The 20,379-nt window shown below is 62.5% G+C and carries 20 protein-coding genes; 12 read left to right on the forward strand and 8 right to left on the reverse strand.

Annotated features, from left to right (window positions below; all coding sequences use genetic code 11):
* Positions 1–72 precede the first annotated feature (72 nt).
* The 8 genes from BH682_RS03140 (at position 73) to BH682_RS03175 (ending at position 9,102) form a co-directional block, all read left to right on the forward strand.
* The gene (locus BH682_RS03140; RefSeq protein WP_042950575.1) at positions 73–1,230 is read left to right on the forward strand and encodes an HpcH/HpaI aldolase/citrate lyase family protein; all 1,158 of its coding nucleotides are present in this window, start codon (positions 73–75) and stop codon (positions 1,228–1,230) included.
* Positions 1,227–2,516, forward strand: coding sequence for a phosphoribosyltransferase family protein (locus BH682_RS03145; protein WP_075832025.1), 1,290 nt, complete (start codon positions 1,227–1,229; stop codon positions 2,514–2,516). The genes BH682_RS03140 and BH682_RS03145 overlap by 4 nt, the downstream gene beginning before the upstream one ends.
* Complete coding sequence (locus BH682_RS03150; protein WP_003941082.1) at positions 2,513–3,622, forward strand: cysteine protease StiP family protein; 1,110 nt, start codon at positions 2,513–2,515, stop codon at positions 3,620–3,622. The genes BH682_RS03145 and BH682_RS03150 overlap by 4 nt, the downstream gene beginning before the upstream one ends.
* Complete coding sequence (locus BH682_RS03155; protein WP_007727039.1) at positions 3,619–4,476, forward strand: hypothetical protein; 858 nt, start codon at positions 3,619–3,621, stop codon at positions 4,474–4,476. Before BH682_RS03150 ends, BH682_RS03155 begins: the two co-directional genes overlap by 4 nt.
* 27 nt (positions 4,477–4,503) lie before the next feature.
* Complete coding sequence (locus BH682_RS03160; RefSeq protein WP_003941186.1) at positions 4,504–5,913, forward strand: TerD family protein; 1,410 nt, start codon at positions 4,504–4,506, stop codon at positions 5,911–5,913.
* A 158-nt stretch (positions 5,914–6,071) separates the two neighbouring features.
* Positions 6,072–6,965, forward strand: a complete 894-nt coding sequence (locus BH682_RS03165; RefSeq protein ID WP_075832027.1) for an SGNH/GDSL hydrolase family protein — start codon at positions 6,072–6,074, stop codon at positions 6,963–6,965.
* A 40-nt stretch (positions 6,966–7,005) separates the two neighbouring features.
* Positions 7,006–8,562 carry a TerD family protein gene (locus BH682_RS03170; RefSeq protein ID WP_083954638.1) on the forward strand — a complete coding sequence of 519 codons (1,557 nt, stop codon included), beginning with the start codon at positions 7,006–7,008 and terminating at the stop codon, positions 8,560–8,562.
* A gap of 84 nt (positions 8,563–8,646) precedes the next feature.
* On the forward strand, positions 8,647–9,102 hold the full coding sequence (locus tag BH682_RS03175; RefSeq protein WP_003941110.1) for a tellurite resistance TerB family protein: 456 nt from the start codon (positions 8,647–8,649) through the stop codon (positions 9,100–9,102).
* Positions 9,103–9,158: 56 nt separating this feature from the next.
* Here BH682_RS03175 and BH682_RS03180 read toward each other — a convergent pair whose 3' ends face one another.
* On the reverse strand, positions 9,159–9,680 hold the full coding sequence (locus BH682_RS03180; RefSeq protein WP_003941084.1) for a 2-oxo-4-hydroxy-4-carboxy-5-ureidoimidazoline decarboxylase: 522 nt from the start codon (positions 9,678–9,680) through the stop codon (positions 9,159–9,161).
* Positions 9,681–10,245: 565 nt separating this feature from the next.
* Between BH682_RS03180 and BH682_RS35655 the strand changes: the two genes are divergently transcribed.
* Positions 10,246–10,695: a hypothetical protein gene (locus BH682_RS35655; protein ID WP_003941092.1), complete on the forward strand. Its 450-nt coding sequence runs from the start codon at positions 10,246–10,248 to the stop codon at positions 10,693–10,695.
* A gap of 296 nt (positions 10,696–10,991) precedes the next feature.
* Here BH682_RS35655 and BH682_RS03190 read toward each other — a convergent pair whose 3' ends face one another.
* Positions 10,992–11,228 (reverse strand): hypothetical protein, encoded by a 237-nt coding sequence (locus BH682_RS03190; RefSeq protein WP_054826767.1) that lies wholly within the window; start codon positions 11,226–11,228, stop codon positions 10,992–10,994.
* A gap of 463 nt (positions 11,229–11,691) precedes the next feature.
* Here BH682_RS03190 and BH682_RS03195 point away from each other — a divergent pair, with 463 nt between their 5' ends.
* Positions 11,692–12,387 carry a hypothetical protein gene (locus tag BH682_RS03195; protein WP_075832031.1) on the forward strand — a complete coding sequence of 232 codons (696 nt, stop codon included), beginning with the start codon at positions 11,692–11,694 and terminating at the stop codon, positions 12,385–12,387.
* Positions 12,388–12,503: 116 nt separating this feature from the next.
* Here BH682_RS03195 and BH682_RS03200 read toward each other — a convergent pair whose 3' ends face one another.
* A complete protein-coding gene (locus BH682_RS03200) occupies positions 12,504–13,511 on the reverse strand; it encodes a CehA/McbA family metallohydrolase (RefSeq protein ID WP_167349900.1) in 1,008 nt (335 codons plus the stop codon).
* Positions 13,495–13,857, reverse strand: a complete 363-nt coding sequence (locus BH682_RS37265; RefSeq protein WP_372026219.1) for a DDE-type integrase/transposase/recombinase — start codon at positions 13,855–13,857, stop codon at positions 13,495–13,497. The genes BH682_RS03200 and BH682_RS37265 overlap by 17 nt, the downstream gene beginning before the upstream one ends.
* A 377-nt stretch (positions 13,858–14,234) precedes the next feature.
* Here BH682_RS37265 and BH682_RS03210 point away from each other — a divergent pair, with 377 nt between their 5' ends.
* A complete protein-coding gene (locus BH682_RS03210) occupies positions 14,235–15,365 on the forward strand; it encodes a lipase family protein (protein WP_223304571.1) in 1,131 nt (376 codons plus the stop codon).
* 376 nt (positions 15,366–15,741) lie between these two features.
* Here BH682_RS03210 and BH682_RS03215 read toward each other — a convergent pair whose 3' ends face one another.
* Both BH682_RS03215 and BH682_RS03220 read right to left on the reverse strand, forming a co-directional pair.
* Positions 15,742–16,227 (reverse strand): DUF6301 family protein, encoded by a 486-nt coding sequence (locus BH682_RS03215; RefSeq protein ID WP_075832035.1) that lies wholly within the window; start codon positions 16,225–16,227, stop codon positions 15,742–15,744.
* Positions 16,228–16,345: 118 nt separating this feature from the next.
* Positions 16,346–17,572: an MFS transporter gene (locus tag BH682_RS03220; RefSeq protein ID WP_075832037.1), complete on the reverse strand. Its 1,227-nt coding sequence runs from the start codon at positions 17,570–17,572 to the stop codon at positions 16,346–16,348.
* Positions 17,573–17,825: 253 nt separating this feature from the next.
* On the opposite strand from BH682_RS03220, the gene BH682_RS37270 reads away from it, so the two are divergent.
* Entirely contained in the window at positions 17,826–18,182 is a 357-nt protein-coding gene (locus BH682_RS37270) for a hypothetical protein (protein WP_411561124.1), read from the forward strand.
* On the opposite strand, the gene BH682_RS03230 is transcribed toward BH682_RS37270, so the two are convergent.
* Both BH682_RS03230 and BH682_RS35660 read right to left on the reverse strand, forming a co-directional pair.
* Positions 18,086–18,907 (reverse strand): HAD-IIB family hydrolase, encoded by an 822-nt coding sequence (locus tag BH682_RS03230; RefSeq protein WP_141751457.1) that lies wholly within the window; start codon positions 18,905–18,907, stop codon positions 18,086–18,088. The two genes, BH682_RS37270 and BH682_RS03230, sit on opposite strands and share 97 nt — an antisense overlap.
* 884 nt (positions 18,908–19,791) lie before the next feature.
* A complete protein-coding gene (locus BH682_RS35660) occupies positions 19,792–20,247 on the reverse strand; it encodes a hypothetical protein (protein ID WP_083954639.1) in 456 nt (151 codons plus the stop codon).
* Positions 20,248–20,379 lie beyond the last annotated feature (132 nt).

Genomic DNA, 20,379 nt, shown 5'->3' on the forward strand with positions numbered 1-20,379 from the left:
ATCGGAGTTGCTCGACGCGTTGTCACAGGGGGTCGTTTCATGGACTTGATTGCGGTTACAGAGAGAAGAGAAATGCAGCACTTTCAACATCTCGAGGATGACGTGCGGGAGCAACTGTTCCTGCATGCGCCTCGATCGTTCGCGGATTCCGACGAGAGGGATCTGCTCGCGATTGCTCTGGGTGCAACTCTCTACGTTCCTGCCACCCGAGCCGGGTTGGCCGACATCGTGGTCAAGCGTGCGTCCGAGGGCGTCAGCTCGATGGTGCTTGATCTCGAGGACGCCGTCGCGGATCACGAGGTGGAGTCGGCGCGAGCGAACGCGGTTGACGCTCTCGACAAGATCGCGTCCACCGACGCCGTCGGCATGCTGCTGTTCGTACGGGTCCGTGAAGTCGCGGACATCCACAAGGTCGCCGCGTCGTTGACCGAGGGGCGCGCCGCGCTCACCGGGTTCGTCATCCCGAAGTTCGGCAGCGAGTCCGGCCCCGTGTTTCTCGACGCCGTCGCGGACGCATCCGAGTTGCTGGGCAAGCATCTCTACGCGATGCCGGTACTCGAATCACCCGCGCTTGTGCACCGCGATACTCGCGATCTCGAATTGCGCACCATCAGTGGGATTCTCGCGCAACACCGCGATCGAATCCTTGCCGTCCGCATCGGCGCCACCGACATGTGCAGCACCTTCGGCATCCGTCGTGACCGCGATCTGACCATCTACGACGTGCGCGTGGTGGTCGACGTCATCGCCGACATCGTCAACTATCTCGGGCGCGCGGACGGTTCGGGTTTTGTCATCACCGGGCCCGTGTGGGAGTACTTCGCCGATCACGAACGCATGTTCCGGCCGATGCTGCGCGCCACCCCGTTCGAGGAACACGACGCCGTCCGGTTCCGTCAGCATCTCGTCAGCCGCGACCTCGACGGTCTGCTCCGTGAGATCGCGCTGGACCGAGCCAACGGAATCCAGGGCAAGACGGTCATCCACCCGTCGCACGTCGCAGCGGTCAATGCACTGTCCGCTGTCACGCACGAGGAATATCACGATGCCCTCGACATTCTCGGTGCCGACGCCGGGGGAGTTCAGGCGTCCGGCTACCGGAACAAGATGAACGAGATGAAGCCGCACCGCAATTGGGCCCATCAGACTGCGCTCCGAGCTCACGTGTTCGGTGTGACCAACAAGGGAATCACGTTCGTCGAGTTGCTGACGGCGTTGGTCGATCGATGACAGAGCTTGTCCAGTCCAAGGACGTTCCCTGGGCTACAGCAGAATTCGGCTTGGACCTCGTTCACGGTGATTCGTCACTCGGGCATTCGGTGCCCGATCTGGTGATCCCGGGACTTCGGCGGAATCCGCGTCGCGCTCATCTGCTGGTGTCCACCGTGCTGGGAAAGCACGTGCCCACCGAGCCGTCCGTGGTCATCGGCGCTGCCGACGACCTCGGCGATCTGGTGCGGACCACCCTCGGTGAGGGTGTCGACGTCGTCGTTCTCGGGTTTGCCGAAACCGCAACAGGTTTGGGCCACTGCGTCGCAGCTCGCCTGCACGCTCACTGCTACCTGCACTCCACGCGCCGAGACGTACCAGGGGCTACGACGCTCGCCGGATTCGAGGAGGGGCACTCGCACGCCACGAGCCATCTGATGCAGCCGACGTCCGCCGAACTGTTCGAGAACGACCTGCCTCTGGTCCTCGTCGACGACGAGATCTCCACCGGCGCCACCGCGATCGATGCCATCCGGGCGCTGCACGGGCAATGCCCGCGAAGCCGCTACGTCGTGGCCTCGCTGGTGGACATGAGAACCGAGGAACACCGAGTCGCCGGCGAAGCCGCGGCGGCAGAGTTGAATGTACGAATCGACTACGTCTCTCTCGCTTCGGGTTCGACGGTCCTGCCCGACGGCCTGACCGAGCGCGTCACGGCGCTGGATGCTCCCGATCTCAATCCGATCGGTGATCGCCGCGGCACGCTGTCTCAGATGGATCTGCCGTGGCCGGCACATGTCCCCGACGGTGGCAGGCACGGCTTTCTCGACGGCGACACCGCGGCATTCGAGTCAGCCGTCGAGGCAGCGGTGTCCATTCTCGGATCGTCGATCGACGCGTCGCGTGCTGTGATCGTGATCGGTCACGAGGAGTTGATGTACCTGCCACTGCGCATCGCTGCGGGCTTGGAAAGCTCTGGGCGAGCAGTTCGTTACCAGACCACGACGCGTTCACCCGCCTACGTCGTTGACGTGCCGGGATACCCGCTGCGTCGCGGGTTCACCTTTCCGGCGCCCGAACTGGGCGAGAACGAGCCTCGATTCGTCTACAACGCGCAGTGGCCTGATGCGGCGGTCGACGCCCTTGCGTTGCTGGTCATCGACGAGCCCGCCGACACCGATCGGTTGACGGCGATGGACGGAGTGGTCGAGGTGTTGCGGAACTCCGGCACCGACGTCCTGGTCGCCACCGTTCGCGGGGCCGATCCGTCGGCGCTGCGAGATTCCAGAGCAGGGAGCTCGTCATGAACGAACCATTGGTCGGGCCCGAATTCGGTTCGTACGCGCCGGGCGAAGTGAAGTGGCTGCTCAAGGATCTCTCGCACGTGGATCTCGAAGCGGATGTATCCGTGCGCGAGAAGCGTATTCAGTCGGGTGAGGCGCACTATGCCGAGTCTCTTCCCATCGAGTACCAACCCGATCAGGCATACCGGGATCTTTTCGAGACGGTGCTCGCCGAGAGCGCTCCACGGTTGGCGCGCGCTGTCGGGACCGTGATGGACCTGGTCTTGGCCGAGCGGGGGAGTGACATCACGCTGGTCTCACTCGCCCGGGCCGGAACACCGATCGGGATTCTGATGCGGCGCTGGGCCCAGCAGACCCGCGGGTTGACGTTGCCGCACTATGCGGTGTCCATCGTCCGTGGCAAAGGAATCGATTCCGTCGCACTCGATTATCTTGCGCACCATCACGACTCGGAGAACGTCGTCTTCGTCGACGGCTGGACGGGCAAGGGCGCCATCGCCCGCGAACTCGACGCAGCGTTGACGGAGTACCACGAGGCAGGCGGAGCGAAGTTCGACTCCGATCTGGCTGTTCTCGCCGACCCCGGACACTGCGTGCGAACGTACGGGACCCGTGACGACTTCCTGATCGCGTCGGCGTGCCTCAATTCGACGGTGTCCGGCTTGGTCTCACGAACTGTCCTCAACGACACCCTCATCGGGCCCGGCGATTTCCACGGCGCCAAGTTCTACGCCGACCTCGCCGACGTCGACGTTTCCAACAGGTTGCTCGACGTGGTCTCGGCCGAGTTCGATTCGGTTCGCGGCGACGCAGCGGATTCTCTTGCTGCAGTGCTCGATTCCGATCGGACGCCGACCTGGGCCGGTTGGGAGTCGGTGGAGAAGGTGCAGGCCGAGTACGGGATCTCGACGGTCAACTTCGTCAAACCCGGTGTCGGAGAAACAACCAGGGTGCTGCTGCGCCGGCTTCCCTGGAAGGTTCTGGTGCGCGAACTCGAAGCCCCGGAGCACGCACACATCCGGTTGTTGGCACAGGCCCGTGGGGTCCCGGTCGAGGTCGTCCCGGATCTCGCCTACTCGTGTGTCGGCCTGATCAAGGACATCACGTGAGCCGTGTGGACACCGCTGCGTCCCAGGTCCTGATCGCCACGGATCTGGATCGCACGATGATCTATTCGCAGGCCGCGATCGGCGGCGATCCCAGTGGCTCCGACCTGGATTCGGCACCGAGCCCGCTGTGCGTCGAATACTACAACGGCGGTCCGCTCTCGCACATGAGCGTCGAATCGATCGAACTGCTGACCGCGCTCAGCTCGCGGGTTCCGGTAATTCCGACGACGACCAGGACCATTGCGCAGTTCCAGCGGATCGATCTTCCCGGCGGACCGTGGAAGTACGCGATCACGAGCAACGGCGGAAACATCCTCGTAGACGGCGAAGCCGATCGCGACTGGCGAAACGAGATCGACCGTTCGACCCGTAAGTCCGGCGCCGAGTTGCCGCAGGTTCAGGCGGAACTGGAATCGCGGATCGACTCGAGCTGGGTCAGCTCCATTCGTGTTGCCGACGACCTGTTTCCATACCTGGTCGTCGATCTGGCCGTGATGCCGAGTGATTTCGAAACCGAATGGAATGGGTGGTGCGTGACGCGGGGCTGGAACGTCTCGCGTCAAGGCCGCAAGATCTACACGATGCCCGACGCGGTCTCGAAGTCACGAGCGCTGGCAGAGGTGCGCCGCAGACTGGTCGAGTCGGGTGATCTGGATCAGTCCGCCGTCGTGATCTCGGCTGGTGACGGCGCATTGGATGCGGATATGCTCGAATACTCCGATTTCGCGATCAGGCCCAGGCACGGTGAGCTGGAAGAACTGAATTGGCAACGGCCGACCGTTACTGTGACAGAAAGGTCCGGTATCGCAGCGAGCGCGGAGATCTTGCGGTGGTTCTCTTCCGCGCTCGGGTAATACACGCTCTCTATGAAGGGGATTTAGTTGTCTGTATCGCTTGCCAAAGGGCAGAACGGCCCGCTGGACGTCTCGGATGTAGTTGTCTCGGTTCAGCTGGCTGCGGCCGCTGACTTGTCTGCACTCCTCGTGACGAGCAACGGAAAAGTTCGTTCCGACGCCGACTTCGTCTTCTTCAACCAGCCGACCGGACCCGGCGTGCAATTGGTACCCAACCCGGGTGGCATTGCCTCACTCCGAGTCTCACTCGCCGGCGTACCCGCCGATATCGAGCAGGTTCGCGCCGTCATCACGCTCGACGACGCTTCGTCGAACTTCGGGCGCACTGCTGCACCGACCGCTCGGGTCTCCGATGCGGCCGGGAACGTGTTGTACGAGTACGTGATCGACGGCCTCACCACCGAGTCCATCGTCATCGCGCTCGAGGTGTACCGACGCCAGGGTGCATGGAAGGTGCGCGCCGTCGGCCAGGGGTACGCGGGTGGATTTGCCGCGCTGGTCACCGATCATGGTGTGTCCGTCGACGATGCACCACCGCCGCCTCCCACTCCGGTCGCGGCTCCGGCGCCGATCACCCCGCCCTCGTCCGTCGCTCCTACACCGCCGGCGTACAACCAGCCGCCGCAGCAGCAGCCTTCGTACAACGCGCCGCCGGTTCCGCCGGCCCCGCCCGCGTACAACCAGCCGCCTGCCTACAACCAGGGACCGACGCCGCCGGCCTACCCGCCGGCGCAGCAGCCTGCGTACAACCAGCAGCCGACGTACAACCAGCAGCCGACGTACAACCAGGCGCCCCCGGCGCCTCCCGTGCAGAACCAGCCGCCGGCGCAGCAGCCCGAGGTGAGCCTGGTCAAGGGACGCCCCGTCAGCCTGACCAAGGGCCAGAAGGTCACACTCCGCAAGGAGGGCGGCGTCGCGCTCACCATGATCCAGATGGGTCTGGGTTGGGATCCGATCAAGAAGAGCGGCCTGTTCGGAAGCCGTACCGCCGACGTCGACCTCGACGCTTCGGCACTCCTGTACGCCGACGGCAACCTCGTCGACGTCTGCTACTACGGTCAGTTGACGTCCAAGGACGGCTCGGTCCGTCACATGGGTGACAACCTGACCGGCGACGGAGACGGCGACGACGAGGTCATGCTCGTCGATCTGCAGCGGGTCCCGGCTCACGTGACCACCGTGATCTTCACCGTGACCTCGTACCGCGGACACACGTTCGAGCAGGTCTCCAACGCTTTCTGCCGTCTCGTGGACAGCACCACCAACTCCGAGCTCGCTCGATACACGCTCCAGGGCGGCATGGCTTTCACCGGAATGGTGATGGCAAAGGTGTACCGCGTGAACGGTGAATGGAAGCTGCAGGCCATCGGTGAAGGTATCCAGGCCAAGCACGCAGGAGAAGCTGCGCCGCAGCTGGGCCGTTTCCTCACTGCTTGAGTCGAGACTGCATAGTCGAGATGAATCCGGTTCGGCGGTAGGTGATTTCGATCGCCGTCCGTCGAACCGGACATCGTTTCCCCCTCTGTGCGTTAACCTCATGCGGCATGTCGAGCCGTCAGTCGAGCGGCCGTGCGCGAGAGGACTTGGCACAGTAGATGATCATTCGAGGGAAACTTCTCGGTCGGGCGGCGGCCGTCGCAGGCGTTGTGCTGGCGCTCGTGAGCACCGGAATCGCGCAGGCTTCGGTGCCGCAGTCGGAAACGCTGTCAGGTCTATCCGGCACCGGGATCAAGTACGTCGCCCTCGGTGACTCCCGCGCCTCCGGCCCAAGGCTGGAACCGATGTACCCCGACGCCTGTTCGCGTTCGTACGAGAACTTCGCGGGCAAGATCTCTCGGGCACTCGAGGTCGCGGAGTTCGCCGACGTCTCTTGCAGCGCGGCACGCGCCGAGAACATCATCGACACTCCACAGCTGATTCCGAACTACTGGCCTGTCCAACTCGATGCCGTTCACCCGGACACCGACCTGATCACCATCTCGATCGGCGGCAACGACTCCAACAGCATCTTCCTCGGCCCCCTGTGCGTCGCTCCGGGGCCAGGAACCGATCGTGGATGCCGGTACGACCCGCTCGCGAATTCCGTCGCCCAATCCGGAATCGACCGGGCTGCCGGAGAATTGGATCGCATCCTGACTGCGGTCACGCAGCGCGCGCCTAACGCTCGCATCTACCTGATCGGTGAGGGCGGCATGATCTCCTCTCGCGGATGCTGGCCGAACATTCCGTTCTCAGACGCCGACGCATCCTGGTTCATGGACTACTTCGCTCGCTACAACACGAAGTTCGACGAGGTCGCCCACGCCCACGGTGTGCGCACTGTCGACATTGCGGCGGCGAGCATCGCCGGCGGGCACGACGCATGTGCGAGTGCAGATCAGCGTTGGTTCGAAGGCCTGTTCTCGGAGTCGACGGCGCAACGCTTGCACTTCACGGACGCTGGGATGACCGCGGTGGCCGATCTAGTGGTGGCGGACGTGCAAGGCTGACCGAGAGAGCCCGGTCATGGCATAGTTCGCTGCTGTGGGTATGACTTTTGTTCCCGGACAGAACGCGCCGCTGCAGGCGCCCGTGGTGACGTTTCGAGCCGAGAGCCAGACGCCGTTCGACGTGTCGGCGCTGGTAGCGGACGCGAACCTGCGGGCATTGGCGTCCGCGGACTTCGTGTTCTACAACCAACCATCCACCGCTGGAGTGCAACTCGACGAGAGTGGCATCCGGATGGAACTCGATCGACTTCACCCCGATGCGGCAGCGGTGTTGTGCATCGTCAGCGTGGATCCGGCAGCGACGGCCGCGGGCGCCTTTCGCACGGCCGGGCTCTCCGCCACCCTGAGCGATCAATCCGGTTCGGTCCTGGCCGAATTCGCGATCCCCACCGCAGGTACCGAGACAGCGGTCATCTGCTGGGAGCTGTACCGAAAGTCCGGTGCCTGGAAGATTCGGGCCGTAGGGCAGGGCTATGCGGGTGGTCTGGCGGAACTGATCTCGGTGCACGGCGTCGAGGTGGACGACGAGCCGGCACAACCAGCTCCGACAGCCGCGCCCGCGTGGGACTCCGCCGTGGAGCCGTTGGAGGTGGGCCGAGGCCTCGAGCGCGCGTGGATGATCTTCGAGGATGCCTCACGATCTGCCGCTTCCTTCGTCTCCAGCAGCGAGTACGCGCTTGCCCGTTTGGACGAAGATCTGACCGCTGCCGTCGCAGATCCGTCGTTGCGGAACTCGGCAGCGGGAGTGGCGGCGCGCGACGCCGCACAGAAGCGTCACGACGACCTCGTCTCACTCGCACGGGACAACCACGCCCGCGACAGCGCTCAGCTTGCGCACGAACTCGGTGTGATCGACGGCGTGCTCCCACGGTCGATGGCGTCGTGGAAGTCGGTATCCTGGGCGGGTACAACCGATCCGGCCCAGATCACGGCCGTCAGCGACGGAATGCGTCTTGGCGAGCTGTCGGCTCCGGACCGCGGCACGCTCACCGTTCCCTACTGCGTCCCGTTGCCACTGCGCCGGCCGATCTGGGTGGACAGTACGTCGAGCAAAGCAGCGCTCGGTCTGATCAGTGCCGTCACCGTGCGCGTCATGGCCGCCGGCCCGATGCCGCTACTCGACGTCGTCGACCTGACCGGCTCGCTCACGCCACTGACCGACCGACTGGCACCGATGCTCGCGGGGCCGGTCATCACCGCTCACACCGAGATCTCGGCGCGCTTGCGGGCACTGGCCGAGGCCGTCGACATGGGCGAACTCGCGCGAATGAGTGGTGTCGCAGATGGCCCGAGTTCCCTACGACTGTTGATCCTCAGCGATTTCCCGCACGGATATTCCGCCGAAGACGCACAGACCATCATGTTCCTCGCCGAACGCGGACCGGGAATCGGTTTGTCGATACTGATTGTCGGAGAGGACGAGTCGAACTTCGCGGAAGAATCCGTCGCCGCGCTGTCCGAGGGGTGCCAACATCTTTCGGCAGCAGGGCAGACGGAGGTTCACGATCCGTGGACCCGCACGCAATGGCACTTCACCCCGGACGTGCTCGACCCGATCTCCGAGTCGCGAATTCTGGCAGTGTTCGACCGCACCTAGCGGCCGATGGCGGATTGCCGAGCGCACAGGCAGAGTGGTGGTACGACCACGCGCGGTGTGTGGCGGCAATACTCGAGGAGACTCATGGCATTCTGGGATCAGTTGAAGGCTAAGGCTCAGGAGATGAACGGCCAGCTCAAGACAAAGACCAGCCAGTTCCAGAACAAGGAATTCAAGAACGCGAGCATGGCAATGTGCGCGTTGATCGCCGCCGCAGACGGTTCGATCGATCCGTCGGAGCGTCAGAAGACCGCCGCGCTGATCATGAGCAACGAGTCGCTCGCGGTCTTCCCGCCGGACGAGCTTCGTGAGCAGTTCGACTGGTACTGCAGCAAGCTGTCCTCGGACTACGAGTTCGGCAAGGTCGAGGCAACCGCGACCATCGCCAAGCTCAAGTCGAAGCAGGATCAGGCCCGCGCGGTCATCCAGATCGGCATCATCATCGGCGGCGCGGACGGCAACTTCGACGAGCACGAGCGCGGCGTCGTACGCGACATGTGTTTTGCAGTCGGAATCTCTCCGGCCGAGTTCGATCTCTGATCGATTCAGAGCATGAAAGCGGGTGCGGCGCGAAAGCGCTGCACCCGCTTTTCTTTTCAGTACTCGGGATAACCGTCCTCGGGCCCGAGCATGCGCTCGATCCTCGTCCGCGTGATCTTGGCGAGCTCGTCGACGCAGACCTTGCGCTCGACGGACCGTTCGTTGGACATGCGCTGGCCGATGTTCTCGAGCAGGTCGTCGGCGTCGTGGCCGTGCGAACACCACAGATACCGGAAGCCGAAGTTTCGCTCGTACTCCTCGCCGGCGCGATAGATGGTTGCCATGACGGCGTCGTCCGGAACCCAGATCGAGCATTGCTCGAGGTGGGACGGCACGCTGTTCCTACGGACGCCGACCGGTGGATGGCATTGCAGGGCGCGTTCGACGTCGACGTCCGAGAGGTTGAGAATCGCGTCCTCGGCGCGCGAGAGGATCTCCGCGTGGTCGGCGAACGGACGTCCGTCGCTGACCCACCCGGCCCACGTCAGCGAGCAGCAGCACTCGAACAATGCGTGAACTGCCTTCTGCCGCGGTAGTTCGTTGAAGCGCTCCAACCCGATCGATTGATGTAGCAGCATGTGACCTCCCGGCCCGTTGTGCCTTCAGGCGCGCTCGACATGCCGCGCGGTAACCAGATGCGCGACCACTTCGATAATCCGCCGCTTCACCTGGGAAAGGAAGGTTTGCTCACCGAGTTTTCAGGTTCTTAACGCGGCGTAACGAGCTGACCCACACAACGCAGGAGCCCCACCGGCGACAACCGGCGAGGCTCCAGACCGGGAATCTCTAGAAGGAAAAACCCGATCATGACTGACGCTATTCGCCGGCGGGCCTATATCCAGCCAAGGCGCTCGCTCTCGCGATCGCCATTGCCCTCGGCATCACCGCCTGGCGCATTCGTACATTCCTTGGGCCATCACCGGGACCGGTTCTACGAGCCGCACTCGAGGATGCGTGGAAGACGAGATTGCGGCCACCCACTGCTCCAGGGAACAAACGACGATCATCCACATTTCGCCACCATCGCTGCGGACGAGCGGCAATCGCGCAGATTGTTGCCGACTGCCGCATAGACGCCGTGCTCGACGACCCACGATTCGAGCAGCCCCTACTAGGCGTAGTGGTGCCTGTAGCGTCCATGGCATGGGCTCCCGAAATTCCCGGCGATGGGGATATGCGCTGACGGCATTGGCGGTCATCGCGGCCGGTATCTCGGTCTTCGGCCCACAGAGCTTTCCGGGGCGAGAGCCGACATTCACCGGGGCCACAGCCTGGAACATCGATCCTGACGGCACCATCACTGAGATTACGGATTCGGACCTCGTTGCCGAAACCACGTTCGAGGACCCGCCGCCGCTCCGGGCAAGCGCAGTCGTCCGTGAGTTCCACGCCGAGGAAGGCTGGGGTGTACTCGACGCCGCCGAAATTCCCGGCGGTTGTTGGGTGTTCTACTCCGAGATTGTGGCGACTGGGTACCGCGTCCTGACTCCAGGCCAGCTAGTGGACCTTGAATATGAGGACCTTGTTGCGCAGTACGGTTCCGATGCGCACCAGGATGGCTACCGTTATCGTGCTACGTCCGTCCATCCGTGAGCCGCGCTGGTCTGGTAACGCGGATTTGGACCGCTTTAGGTGTGCGAAGTGGAATACCGGGAGTGCACCGACGGCGGACTCAGACACCCAGCATTCAAAGGTTTGCGCTCGACAAGTCCGCTGACGAAGTCAACCCGCCGGGTCGTCACTTATTCAGTGCAACAGCACAATTGAGGAAGGTTCGTTGTGGACAATTGGTGGTTGTACTGGAGCCCGTTTCCTCAGCCTGTCCGTGAGTGGCTGTGGATGATCGTGCAACAGATTTGGCCTAGCTGAGAATGGGTTACGGCCATCATTCACGCCCTGCCCTCGTACAGATCAGCTGCGATATCGATGGTCAACCCGGAACCGTGCGGGCCACCGCCGAGGTAGTAGATCCCGGAAATCCGCTTGGGGTAGGAGTTGGCATCGACGATCGCCTCGGACCAGGCGTCTAGATAGGAGAGCAGTTCGTCGAGGTCGTCGCCGAGCGCATCGAGTCGACAACCTGCGGTATCGCTTCCATACGTGGTGAATTTGGGTTGGTGAAGCACATGCCGCTTCAGCACAAGGCCGCGAGGTCGGTAGTGAGAAGGGTAAAAATTACCGGGTGCGCGACAACTGAACTCCGCTGCGCCAGACAACGAACCCAGTGAGCGCTCCGACCGCAGCGCTGGCCAGTGGCCCGACGATGAGATACAGCGTCGGGCTCTCATCACTGCCAGGGCAGAGGGAGATCGTAGGTAAGTTGGTCGGATCCGTGATCTGCGATGTCAGAGGTGCGTACGAAGAGCAATGGGTCGGTTGTCCGAGCCACCAAAGCACGAAGCCAACGCAGATAAGACCACCAATCAAGAAGGTTGCAGCCCCCGCTGCGATCAACGTACGCATCTCAGCATCCTTCCATGGTCCTCCAACGTAAAGAATGATTGTGGAACAGATTTGGTCTGGCTGAGTCTGCAGCCGGTCGGCGGCGGAATACGATCTTGTAACACCCGGCGGCGAGAGGATCACAAGATGTCGGAACGTATCAATTTCGCCTACGTACGGTCCACTCCGCAGTGGGATGCGCACGTACTGCGCAGTGGTCAGGTCTTGCGGCTGGCTGGCGAACAAATTCCGGACCCGGTACTGAGGGAGAAGCTCGATGCCCTGAACCGTCCTGAACGATCTCGTACCGAACAACTGATTCGTAGCCGAGATCTCCCCGACTGGCGGCGACTCCCGCAAGCCGATTCCAACCTTCGCGCTTCATACGACATATCCCTACCGTTCCCCGCCGACCCCAGCCTCGATCTCCGGTTGACCAACCTGCAGCTATTTCGTACCGGGCTCGCATTCCATGTCGTAGCGCACGAACCCACGCCCGAGGAGATGCCCTCCCTCGCCCAGCCGAGCAACGAACAGATGAATTTCGGATCCCGGATCAAACCCGGTGAACCGCACAGAATTCGACTCATTGTCGACACCATCACCGGGCCGATTCTCGCGAACTCGACCCACCCCGGCGACTACCCCGACGACCCGAATGAGCCGTGGTTGTACAGTGGCCGTTCGTGGCGTGGTATCGCCGAGAACCTGTTCGGCATCACCACCGGCGGCGAATACTTTCTCAGCCCGCCCCCTCAGGGGCCCTTGTGGATCACCGTGGCATATCCCGAGTTCGGCCTGGCTCCGACAACGATCGAATTCGAGTTACCGCAATTGCTGTGAAGGAATACTGTACGTTTCGAATGCTGCACATCCGCCAGTCAACCTCCCGGGGCCGTAGTCGGAGCGGTCGCGGGCCGCGTTTCATTGCGCGTCGGCTATCGCTTGAACCGTCTTCGTCAGAGGTTCTCCTGTGAAGGTGTTCTCCTGTCCCTCAAGATGACTGGGTTGCTGAGTGCGGCCATGTGACCGGTTCGTGAACGCACCTCTGCGCGGACGAACGTCGAAGTTGGAGGGACAGGACGCGACAGTTCGCAGGTTCCGCTGCCGGGCAACGATTCTGAGTGAATTGGTCCTGCATCGGTGTGAATGGTGACGGTGCCGAACGGCACGCCGTGGACGGTGGCCTGAACCGTGGCCGATTTGCCATGTGTATCGAGCTCGTCGCCGATCTGTGCGCACTGATCGTCAAAAGTTGCCATGAACGACAGGTCGACGGTGGTTGCGGCTGAGATCCAAGTCCGGCCAGCTTTGATGGATGTCAGGAGATCGTCTGTGTTCAATCGTTCGGCTGCAACGACATTGTGGGGTAAGCCCATCTGGCTTCTCAGATGCGTATCGCTGTTGCCGATCGCGGGGGTCCAGCGCCCGGCTGGAACGTCGACAACTAACTGACGTGCCCAATGTGCAAGGGCTCGTTCGTTGTCTGCTTGCCACGGTAGATCGGACTCCCAAGTACCGTTCCAGACTTCGACGGCATCGAACCCGACGTGCGAGTAAGCGAAGGTACCTGACGGGTAGGGCGCGTATGGGTGTGCCACGACGCATATTCCTCCGGCGTCGTGGACGAGGTCACGCTGGGCGTGGAGACCGACGACGTCGGCGTACTGCCAGTCAACGAGATGTCCGGGTGGGAGTCCGAGAGCGAGCCAATGTCCGTGAGGGGTGGTGACTTCTTCTCCGAGGATTACTGCGAACTCCTGAGCGATGTTTTCTTGTTGCCACGCGTGGTGAGCCGCGGTTGTGTTGTGATCGGTAGTGGCCACGAAGTGCAATCCCAGTAGACGAGCGGTCTCCGCCAATTCCGGTGGAGTTTGCTCCCCATCGGAGTAGATCGAGTGGATGTGGCAATCACCTCGGAACCACAGAAGCTCAGTGGGCTGTACTGGGTCAACCTTGTCGGTCATCACCACATCGTCGCAGAGGTTGCTCGGCTATAGACCTCTCGGCCATGGCCCTTCTGCTCGATCTCGACAACACTCTCGTCGATCGAGATGGGGCTTTCACGAATCGGGCGTCAAATCTGTTGCGCGTCTGGGGTGGTGACGCCACAGACATGAGTGCGTCCAGACAGTACGTAATCCCTTCTCGCCGTTGGGTCCAGATCGCATGTCCAATCGCATCAGCCACCAACGATGTCATCATCGTCCTAGCCGTCCTCCAGCCCGGAATCTGCCGTGAGTGCACATCCATCACGAACGCGACATAAACCCAACCCGACCACGCCGAAACGTAAGTAGATCGGCGACCCACAACATTTTGGCGTCACAGGGTTGAACCTCACTGCACCAGATCGTCCGCGCGATGTCCTTGTGGATCGGCGATGGCGGTGCGCTTGGTTGGTCATGCCTCTTCGTGCGCATTCGAGCCCGAAGACAACCATCAATCGTGCACCGTGCCACATCAATGCCCTCACTACGCATTTCCAGCCACACCTTGTGTGCACCGTAGACCGAATAGTTCTCGGTATGCTCGGCTGACCTCGGCTGTAAGTTCTTCGTCGCGCACAGTCCGCTGGCCCCTCGACTGCAGGAGCGGCACCCGAAGATAGTCGAACCGGTATACCGGCACCTCCGGTTCGCGCAGAATGGTAGTCGGCGTACACGCGGATGAATCCGGGGAGCGGTGCAATGATCCGACGACGGCTCGGCCAAGTATTGATGGTGATCGCGCTCGCCTTCGCGGCCGTCTCGACCGCGCCCGTCCACGCGCAGGAACCGGCGCCAATCACGACGCCGGGCACAGTGACCGCGGCAACTTCCCTGCCGCACTCCTTCTGGATTCCGGGCGCCGCCAACGCATCAAAGCTCACGTACTGGTCCACAGGACCGCTGAACCGGCCCGCGTTGAGTACGGGCGCGCTCTTCCTGCCCCCCGGCGACCCACCCGAAGGCGGCTGGCCGGTCATCTCGTGGGCTCACGGCACTGTAGGTATTTCCGACCAGTGCGCTCCCACCGTGACCGGGACCGTTGGCAGTCCGTACCTCACGAACTGGCTCTCGCAGGGCTACGCGATCGTCGCGACCGACTACGTGGGGCTCGGCACGCCGGGAATCCACGCGTACCTGGACGGACCGTCGGCGGCGCACAGCGTGATCGACATGGTGCGTGCCGCGCGTGCGGTCGAACCGTCGCTCTCACCGCGGTGGTTGGCACTCGGACAGTCTCAGGGCGGGCAGGCCGCTATGGTCGCGGCAGCGATCGCCACACGGTACGCACCCGAACTGGACTACCGGGGCGCGGTCGCGACCGGGGCGCCGTCCAATCTGGAGAACCTTGCACCACTCGTGGGGTCGGACTTTCCCCGCTTGCCACTGACCGGCAGCACCGTGTTCGTCTCGTACCTCTTGGCCGGACTCCGGGCGGCGCGACCCGATCTCGACATCGATCGCTACCTGACACCACGCGGCACGGATGCCCTGGCCCGAGCCGAAACCGACTGCTACCAGGACATGGCATCGGGCCTCGGCGACGTCACGATCGGCGATCTGGTGAACCGGCCCCTCGACGATCCCGCGGTGCTGGCTGCTGCTCGCGGCATGCTGGAGATCCCGACGACCGGGTACGACCGGCCAGTGTTCCTCGGGCAGGGGCTGACGGACGAGATGGTGCCGGCACCGCTGGCTTTGAAACTCGCGGCCGAACTCGCCGCCAACCGCCAGCCAGTCACATTCCGCACATATCCGAACGGTCATATCGAGACGATGCGGGCAGCGCTCCCCGAAAGCCTCTCCTTCGTCCGGAATCTCTTCCAGCCGTAGGTGAATCATGCGTTTCGTGAGAGCCTGTCCGACCCACTTTTCATCTTCTCAGCACCGTCAGGAGTGCGCGGCTGACCGAGGATCTGCCGAAGCCGAGCGTTGCAGCTATGGCGTCGAGGCTCTTGCCCCCGCCGCAGGTTGGACCGTCACCGAACATCGGGAGCGAGGCGCGTCAATAACCATAGACCTCAACATCGCATGTCCTGGGGGCCGCGGATCTAGACACGTACAGCGTCCAGGCGATCGACTTCGACGTTTCGGATCGCTTGGGGCCACAGTGCGATGCGACCAGGCGAACCGACTTTGGCCGTTCTGCTGAAATATTCTTCCTGGCAACAAAATTCGACTGAAGCTGGTCAGGAGATGACCTCGATCGCTAGTCCTCGTCCTCGTACTCCGGTTCGGGCTCATCCGCCCATGCCTGATATCCCGGACTCTTCAGATGCAGGTGGATCGCACTGACACCCAGGTTCAGTGTGATGACCGCTTTCGGCAGATCCCACCGGATAGTTGCCTCAGGTTCGGCGCTCGTGGCTGTCCCCAGGAGTGCAGTTAGTGCCACATCGAGGTTCGTGAATCCTTCGACCAGCAACGGACGCACCACGGTCAAGGGCGTAGCATCATCTGCCACGTCCGTGACTAAGATCGAGATCGAATCCATTCTATGTTGCCGCCCGAACATGTTCGCCGTCGGCCGGCCGACATGAAAGTTCGTCCGAATCGAGCCGCCAGCATGCCTGAGTTCGACGAGCTCCCATCCAGCCTGTGCGCAGAATGGTTCCAGGTCGTCGACGGCCCAGGTCCAGTCGAATTCTGCGGCGAGGCGGGCGATCCGGGTGGCGCCCTCGATGTCGACGTGCATGCGTGGATGCTATCTGCGAGTGTCAACATGACCTGCACCTGGAACGGACGCCCCTAGGAATTACACGCTGTCAGAGAACTCGGCCGCCGCGGAGGTAAACCTGCGCTGAACGCCGAGGTTAGAGATCCCGCGCCGAGTGTCGCAGCGGCGAGAACGCCAGTGTGCCTGCCGCGATTGCGAACACGATGGTGACGCCGATCAGGGTGGGGCGTTCGCCGATCGCGCCGACCAACAGGCCTGCTGTCACGGCACCGAGGGCGGCCATGGTGCGGTTGACGGAACGCCGGGCGGCATTCACGCGCCCGAGAAGCTCATCCGGAGTGAGCGCTTGCCAATAGCCCATCTCGTTCGCGTTCTCCGCGCCTGCTGCCAAGCCCTGCAGGCCAAGAGCTGCGAAGAGAAGGAGATGGCCAACAAGTGTGTCGGTCGCGAAGGTAACGAGAAGCCAGGTGAGGGGATACAGCGAGCGGGCGAGGATGACCGTTCGTCCTGGTCCGATTCGCGTGCCGATCGCATGTGCACTGGACGCTCCGAGGAGGCTTGCGACACCGAACGTCGTCAGAAGCAGGCCGTATGTGTAGGCGCTGAACCCGAGTGAGCGGAGGGCGAAGAGAGACAGCACAGTGAACGCGGCTCCGTTGGCGAGGAACCACACGTGTGTCGATATTGCGAGCGGGTTGAGAGTGCGGTGGCGGTAGGTGAATCTCAGACCCTCACGCATTTCGTTCATCAGGTTGCGGGAGCGAGAAGCGGGTCGCGGCTCGTCTACGTCGAGACCGGAATTGAGTGCGGCATCAGCGAGATAGCTGATTGCGTCGACGGCAATCACCACGGGAGCGCCGAGCAGGCCAATGAGTCCGCCTCCGACCGTTGGCCCCAATGTCGTTGCTGCTGCGTCGGCTTGGTCGAGTCGAGCGTTTGCTTTCACCAGTTGGCTGCGTGGAACCAGCCGGGGTAACAAGGACTGCATCGCAGCGAAACCGAACACCGAGAAGGAGCCGAACAACAGCAACACGATGACCAGAACCCAGATGTGCAGAAGCCCGGCGAGCCACAGGAGCGGAACAGTCCCGAGTGCTACCGCCCGACCGACGCTGGCCCACACGAGGATTGGCTTGCGCCGCCACCGATCGACGTAAACCCCCGCGAACAACCCGAGCACCGCATAAGGAATCAACTGAGCCGCGTTCACCATACCGACTTCGAAGGGCGTCGCGTCTAGAAGCTGCACTACCAAAATGGGCATCGCCACAACTGTCACCGACGAGCCGGCCGAACTGATTACCGCGGCCGTGAGGAAGCGGCGAAATGATGAACGATTGACGGCCGGAGAAACCTCACTCATCGCTTCTACTCACGATGCCGCCACATGTCCGACTCTGCAGGTCCGTCCCATGAAGGGGACTGTAGTCGAGCACGCCCGATATGGTGCTGAGCCCGGGACGGTTGTTTGGCATTGCGAAGTTGAGAGAAGTACTCGACATGGTGACAGGGGAGCGGCTCTACCGGTTCGAGGGAAGGCATCACCATGATCGAAACAGGCTCTCCCACATACATTTTCGTGATACCCCGCACTGAAGAACGCGACGGGTACGAGAATGAGTGCTTCACCCATTACGTCCAAGGAATGTTCCACCGCTGGATGTCAGGGCGCCACAGGATCTTCGGCCCTTTTCCTCGCACGCCAAGCCGTCGCCAGCGGCACCGTCGAATGCGCATTGGCTGTCGGCTTCGAGCAGATCAAACCCGGCGCACTCAAGCGGGTCTGGGACGACCGCCCAGCGCCGATGTTCCGTTTCGACGATCTGATGACCGAGATCCAAGGCGTCCACGACGCGCCGCGCACAGCCCAGATGTTCTATCGGAACCATGTCGACAATGCGGTGGCAAGACCGTCCTCGGTGCCTGGTGGGCAGATCTGGTCGGCTGCGGCAAGCACGGAAGCGGGTGCGTGACCCATGGCCACGCCGTGAGCTGCCCAGTCCAGCATTTCCAGATCGTTGATGCCGTCACCGACGGCTAGGGTCCGTGTTGCGGCGACGCCCAGCTCGATGCGCAGCCTTTCCAGCATCGCAGCCTTGCTTACGCCGGCTGCGGTCAAGTCGGCCAGTGGTTCGTCTTCGTAGCACAGGCTTCGAATGCCGGGGAGGTCGAGAGTAGACAAGATTTCGGTCAGCTCCTGCCCACTGCGTCCAGGCCAGTGGATCGCTAGTCGGGTGGTCGGCGTGGTCGCAAGTTCGTCGATATCGACCAGCTCGACCTCGCCGTGGTGCATATCCGCGTCGTCGACAGGGCCGGTTGCTCTGACCCCGATGCCCGGGTTCTCGGCTACGAAGATCGCGCCGGGTAGTTGTTCGCGTAGTGCCGCGATGGGAGTGCGTAAATCGAAGACCACTTGCTCCGCGATTTTCCCGGTTGCGGCATCGATCAGCACGGCCCCGTTGGAACAGATCGCGAACCCCGTCATGATGTCGAGCTCGAGTAGGAACGGTCGCGTCGCGGGGGCGAGTCTGCCGGTGCACAGCACGACGTGGGCTCCGGATCGAACAGCGGCCCGCACAGCCGATCTCACTGCGATGCTGATCGTTTCGTGCGCGAGTGGATTCGTGTCCTCGGCGACGTGCAGGGTGCCGTCAATGTCGAGGGCAATCATCATCGGGTGGCCGGATTCGAAAACCAAGGGTCATCCTTCGATAGTGTCAACTCGACAAAATTCATCGGTAGACCGTGTGTGGGTCGGCTCGGGTGCAACATACTCGAATCGGTATTCGTCGCCCAAACAGAGACGGTGGGCGCACACAAATCGTGCTGAATAGCGACACCTGAATTTCGCCGGCGAGTCCAGAGCCGTATCGCGTGGCTGCTCGGCTTATGGTGCGCGGGTGATGGCATTCGGGGGATGCGCGCGGTGGTGTCGGTGGGTGTTGTTTGGTGTGGGGTTGGTGTTGGGGCGTTCGGTGCTTTCGCGTTCTTGGGGGTGGGGCGGTGTTCGTATGAGCTGTGTGCAGCCGATTCGGCTGTGGCGTTGGAGAGTGCGTCGAGGGTGTGGCTGCCGGTTGTCGTCTCTTCGTGTACTTATGCGCCGTCCTTCGACCAGAGGGTGGTGATGGTGGTGTTCGATGGTGTGGCGTCGGTGTTCGCGGTCGTCGGGTGGGTGTTGATGGGTGCGGCGCTATATTCGAGGCGGCGACAACCGCCGACTGAGCACAAGTGGTCGATGCCAGTTGATCAGGGGTAGCGGCATGTTCTCCTCGCGTGTGGCCCGGTGGGTGCTTCGTGGCGTTTTGGGCGTTGTATCTGTGCTCGCGCTGATTACCTGCGCCTTGGTGGTGTTCACTGATCGGCTTGTGCCGTCGTGGCTCCCGTGGACGGAATTTGTCGTGGTTGTGGGGTTGATGGGGGTGCTGGCGATTGGGGAGCGGCGGGATTCACCTTCACTATGAGCGGGTATCCGACCTGCGCGTGCCTGAGTGCTCGTTTTGTGGCGTTGAACTGGGGTGATGACACGTCCCCGGTTTGTGGTGGGTGTCGGTGAGCTGCGCACTCGGCTAACAGCGGCGGCGTTTAGTCGGTGAGCACCAGGAAGGAAACTTTTGCTTGGCCGGTCCGCGTGAAGGTGGCTTCGTTGATCAGCTCGCTCAGTGCTTGTGCGCCATAGTTCGCCATCCGTTGGGTGGCCAGCGGTGTTCGTCCGCGTGCTGTCACGACTTTTCCGGCGAAATCAATTGTGTCGGTGATGGTCAGGGTTGATTCGTAGTCGGATGTGTTGCCGCCGTACGTGTTGACGATTCTGTCCGCGACGAGGCTGACCGTCTCTTCGGAGAACGGGAAGCTGGCGACGATTGTGGGAGTGATGTCTGCGAGATCGCCGCGCGGAACGGATCCGTGTGGTTCGGAACTGAAGGCAATGGCTAGTGATCGGGTGAAGGCGATCGTTTTCGTCCACCACAGCGAGCCCACTACGACAACCATCACGGTGAACACGAGCAGTATGCGATGGCGATTGGCGTAGCTCCTCATTGGTTAGTTGTACCGCGCGCAGCCCGGTGTCACCGCTAAACGTCCAAATACTGCAGTCGCGTTTATCTGGCCTGTTCGCGAGTTCGGTAGTGGCACAGTCGGGCTCGGTTCTGGTGACGTCGACGCCATTGG

Source organism: Rhodococcus sp. YL-1, assembly GCF_001942025.1.
Taxonomy (GTDB): Bacteria; Actinomycetota; Actinomycetes; order Mycobacteriales; family Mycobacteriaceae; genus Rhodococcus_F; species Rhodococcus_F qingshengii.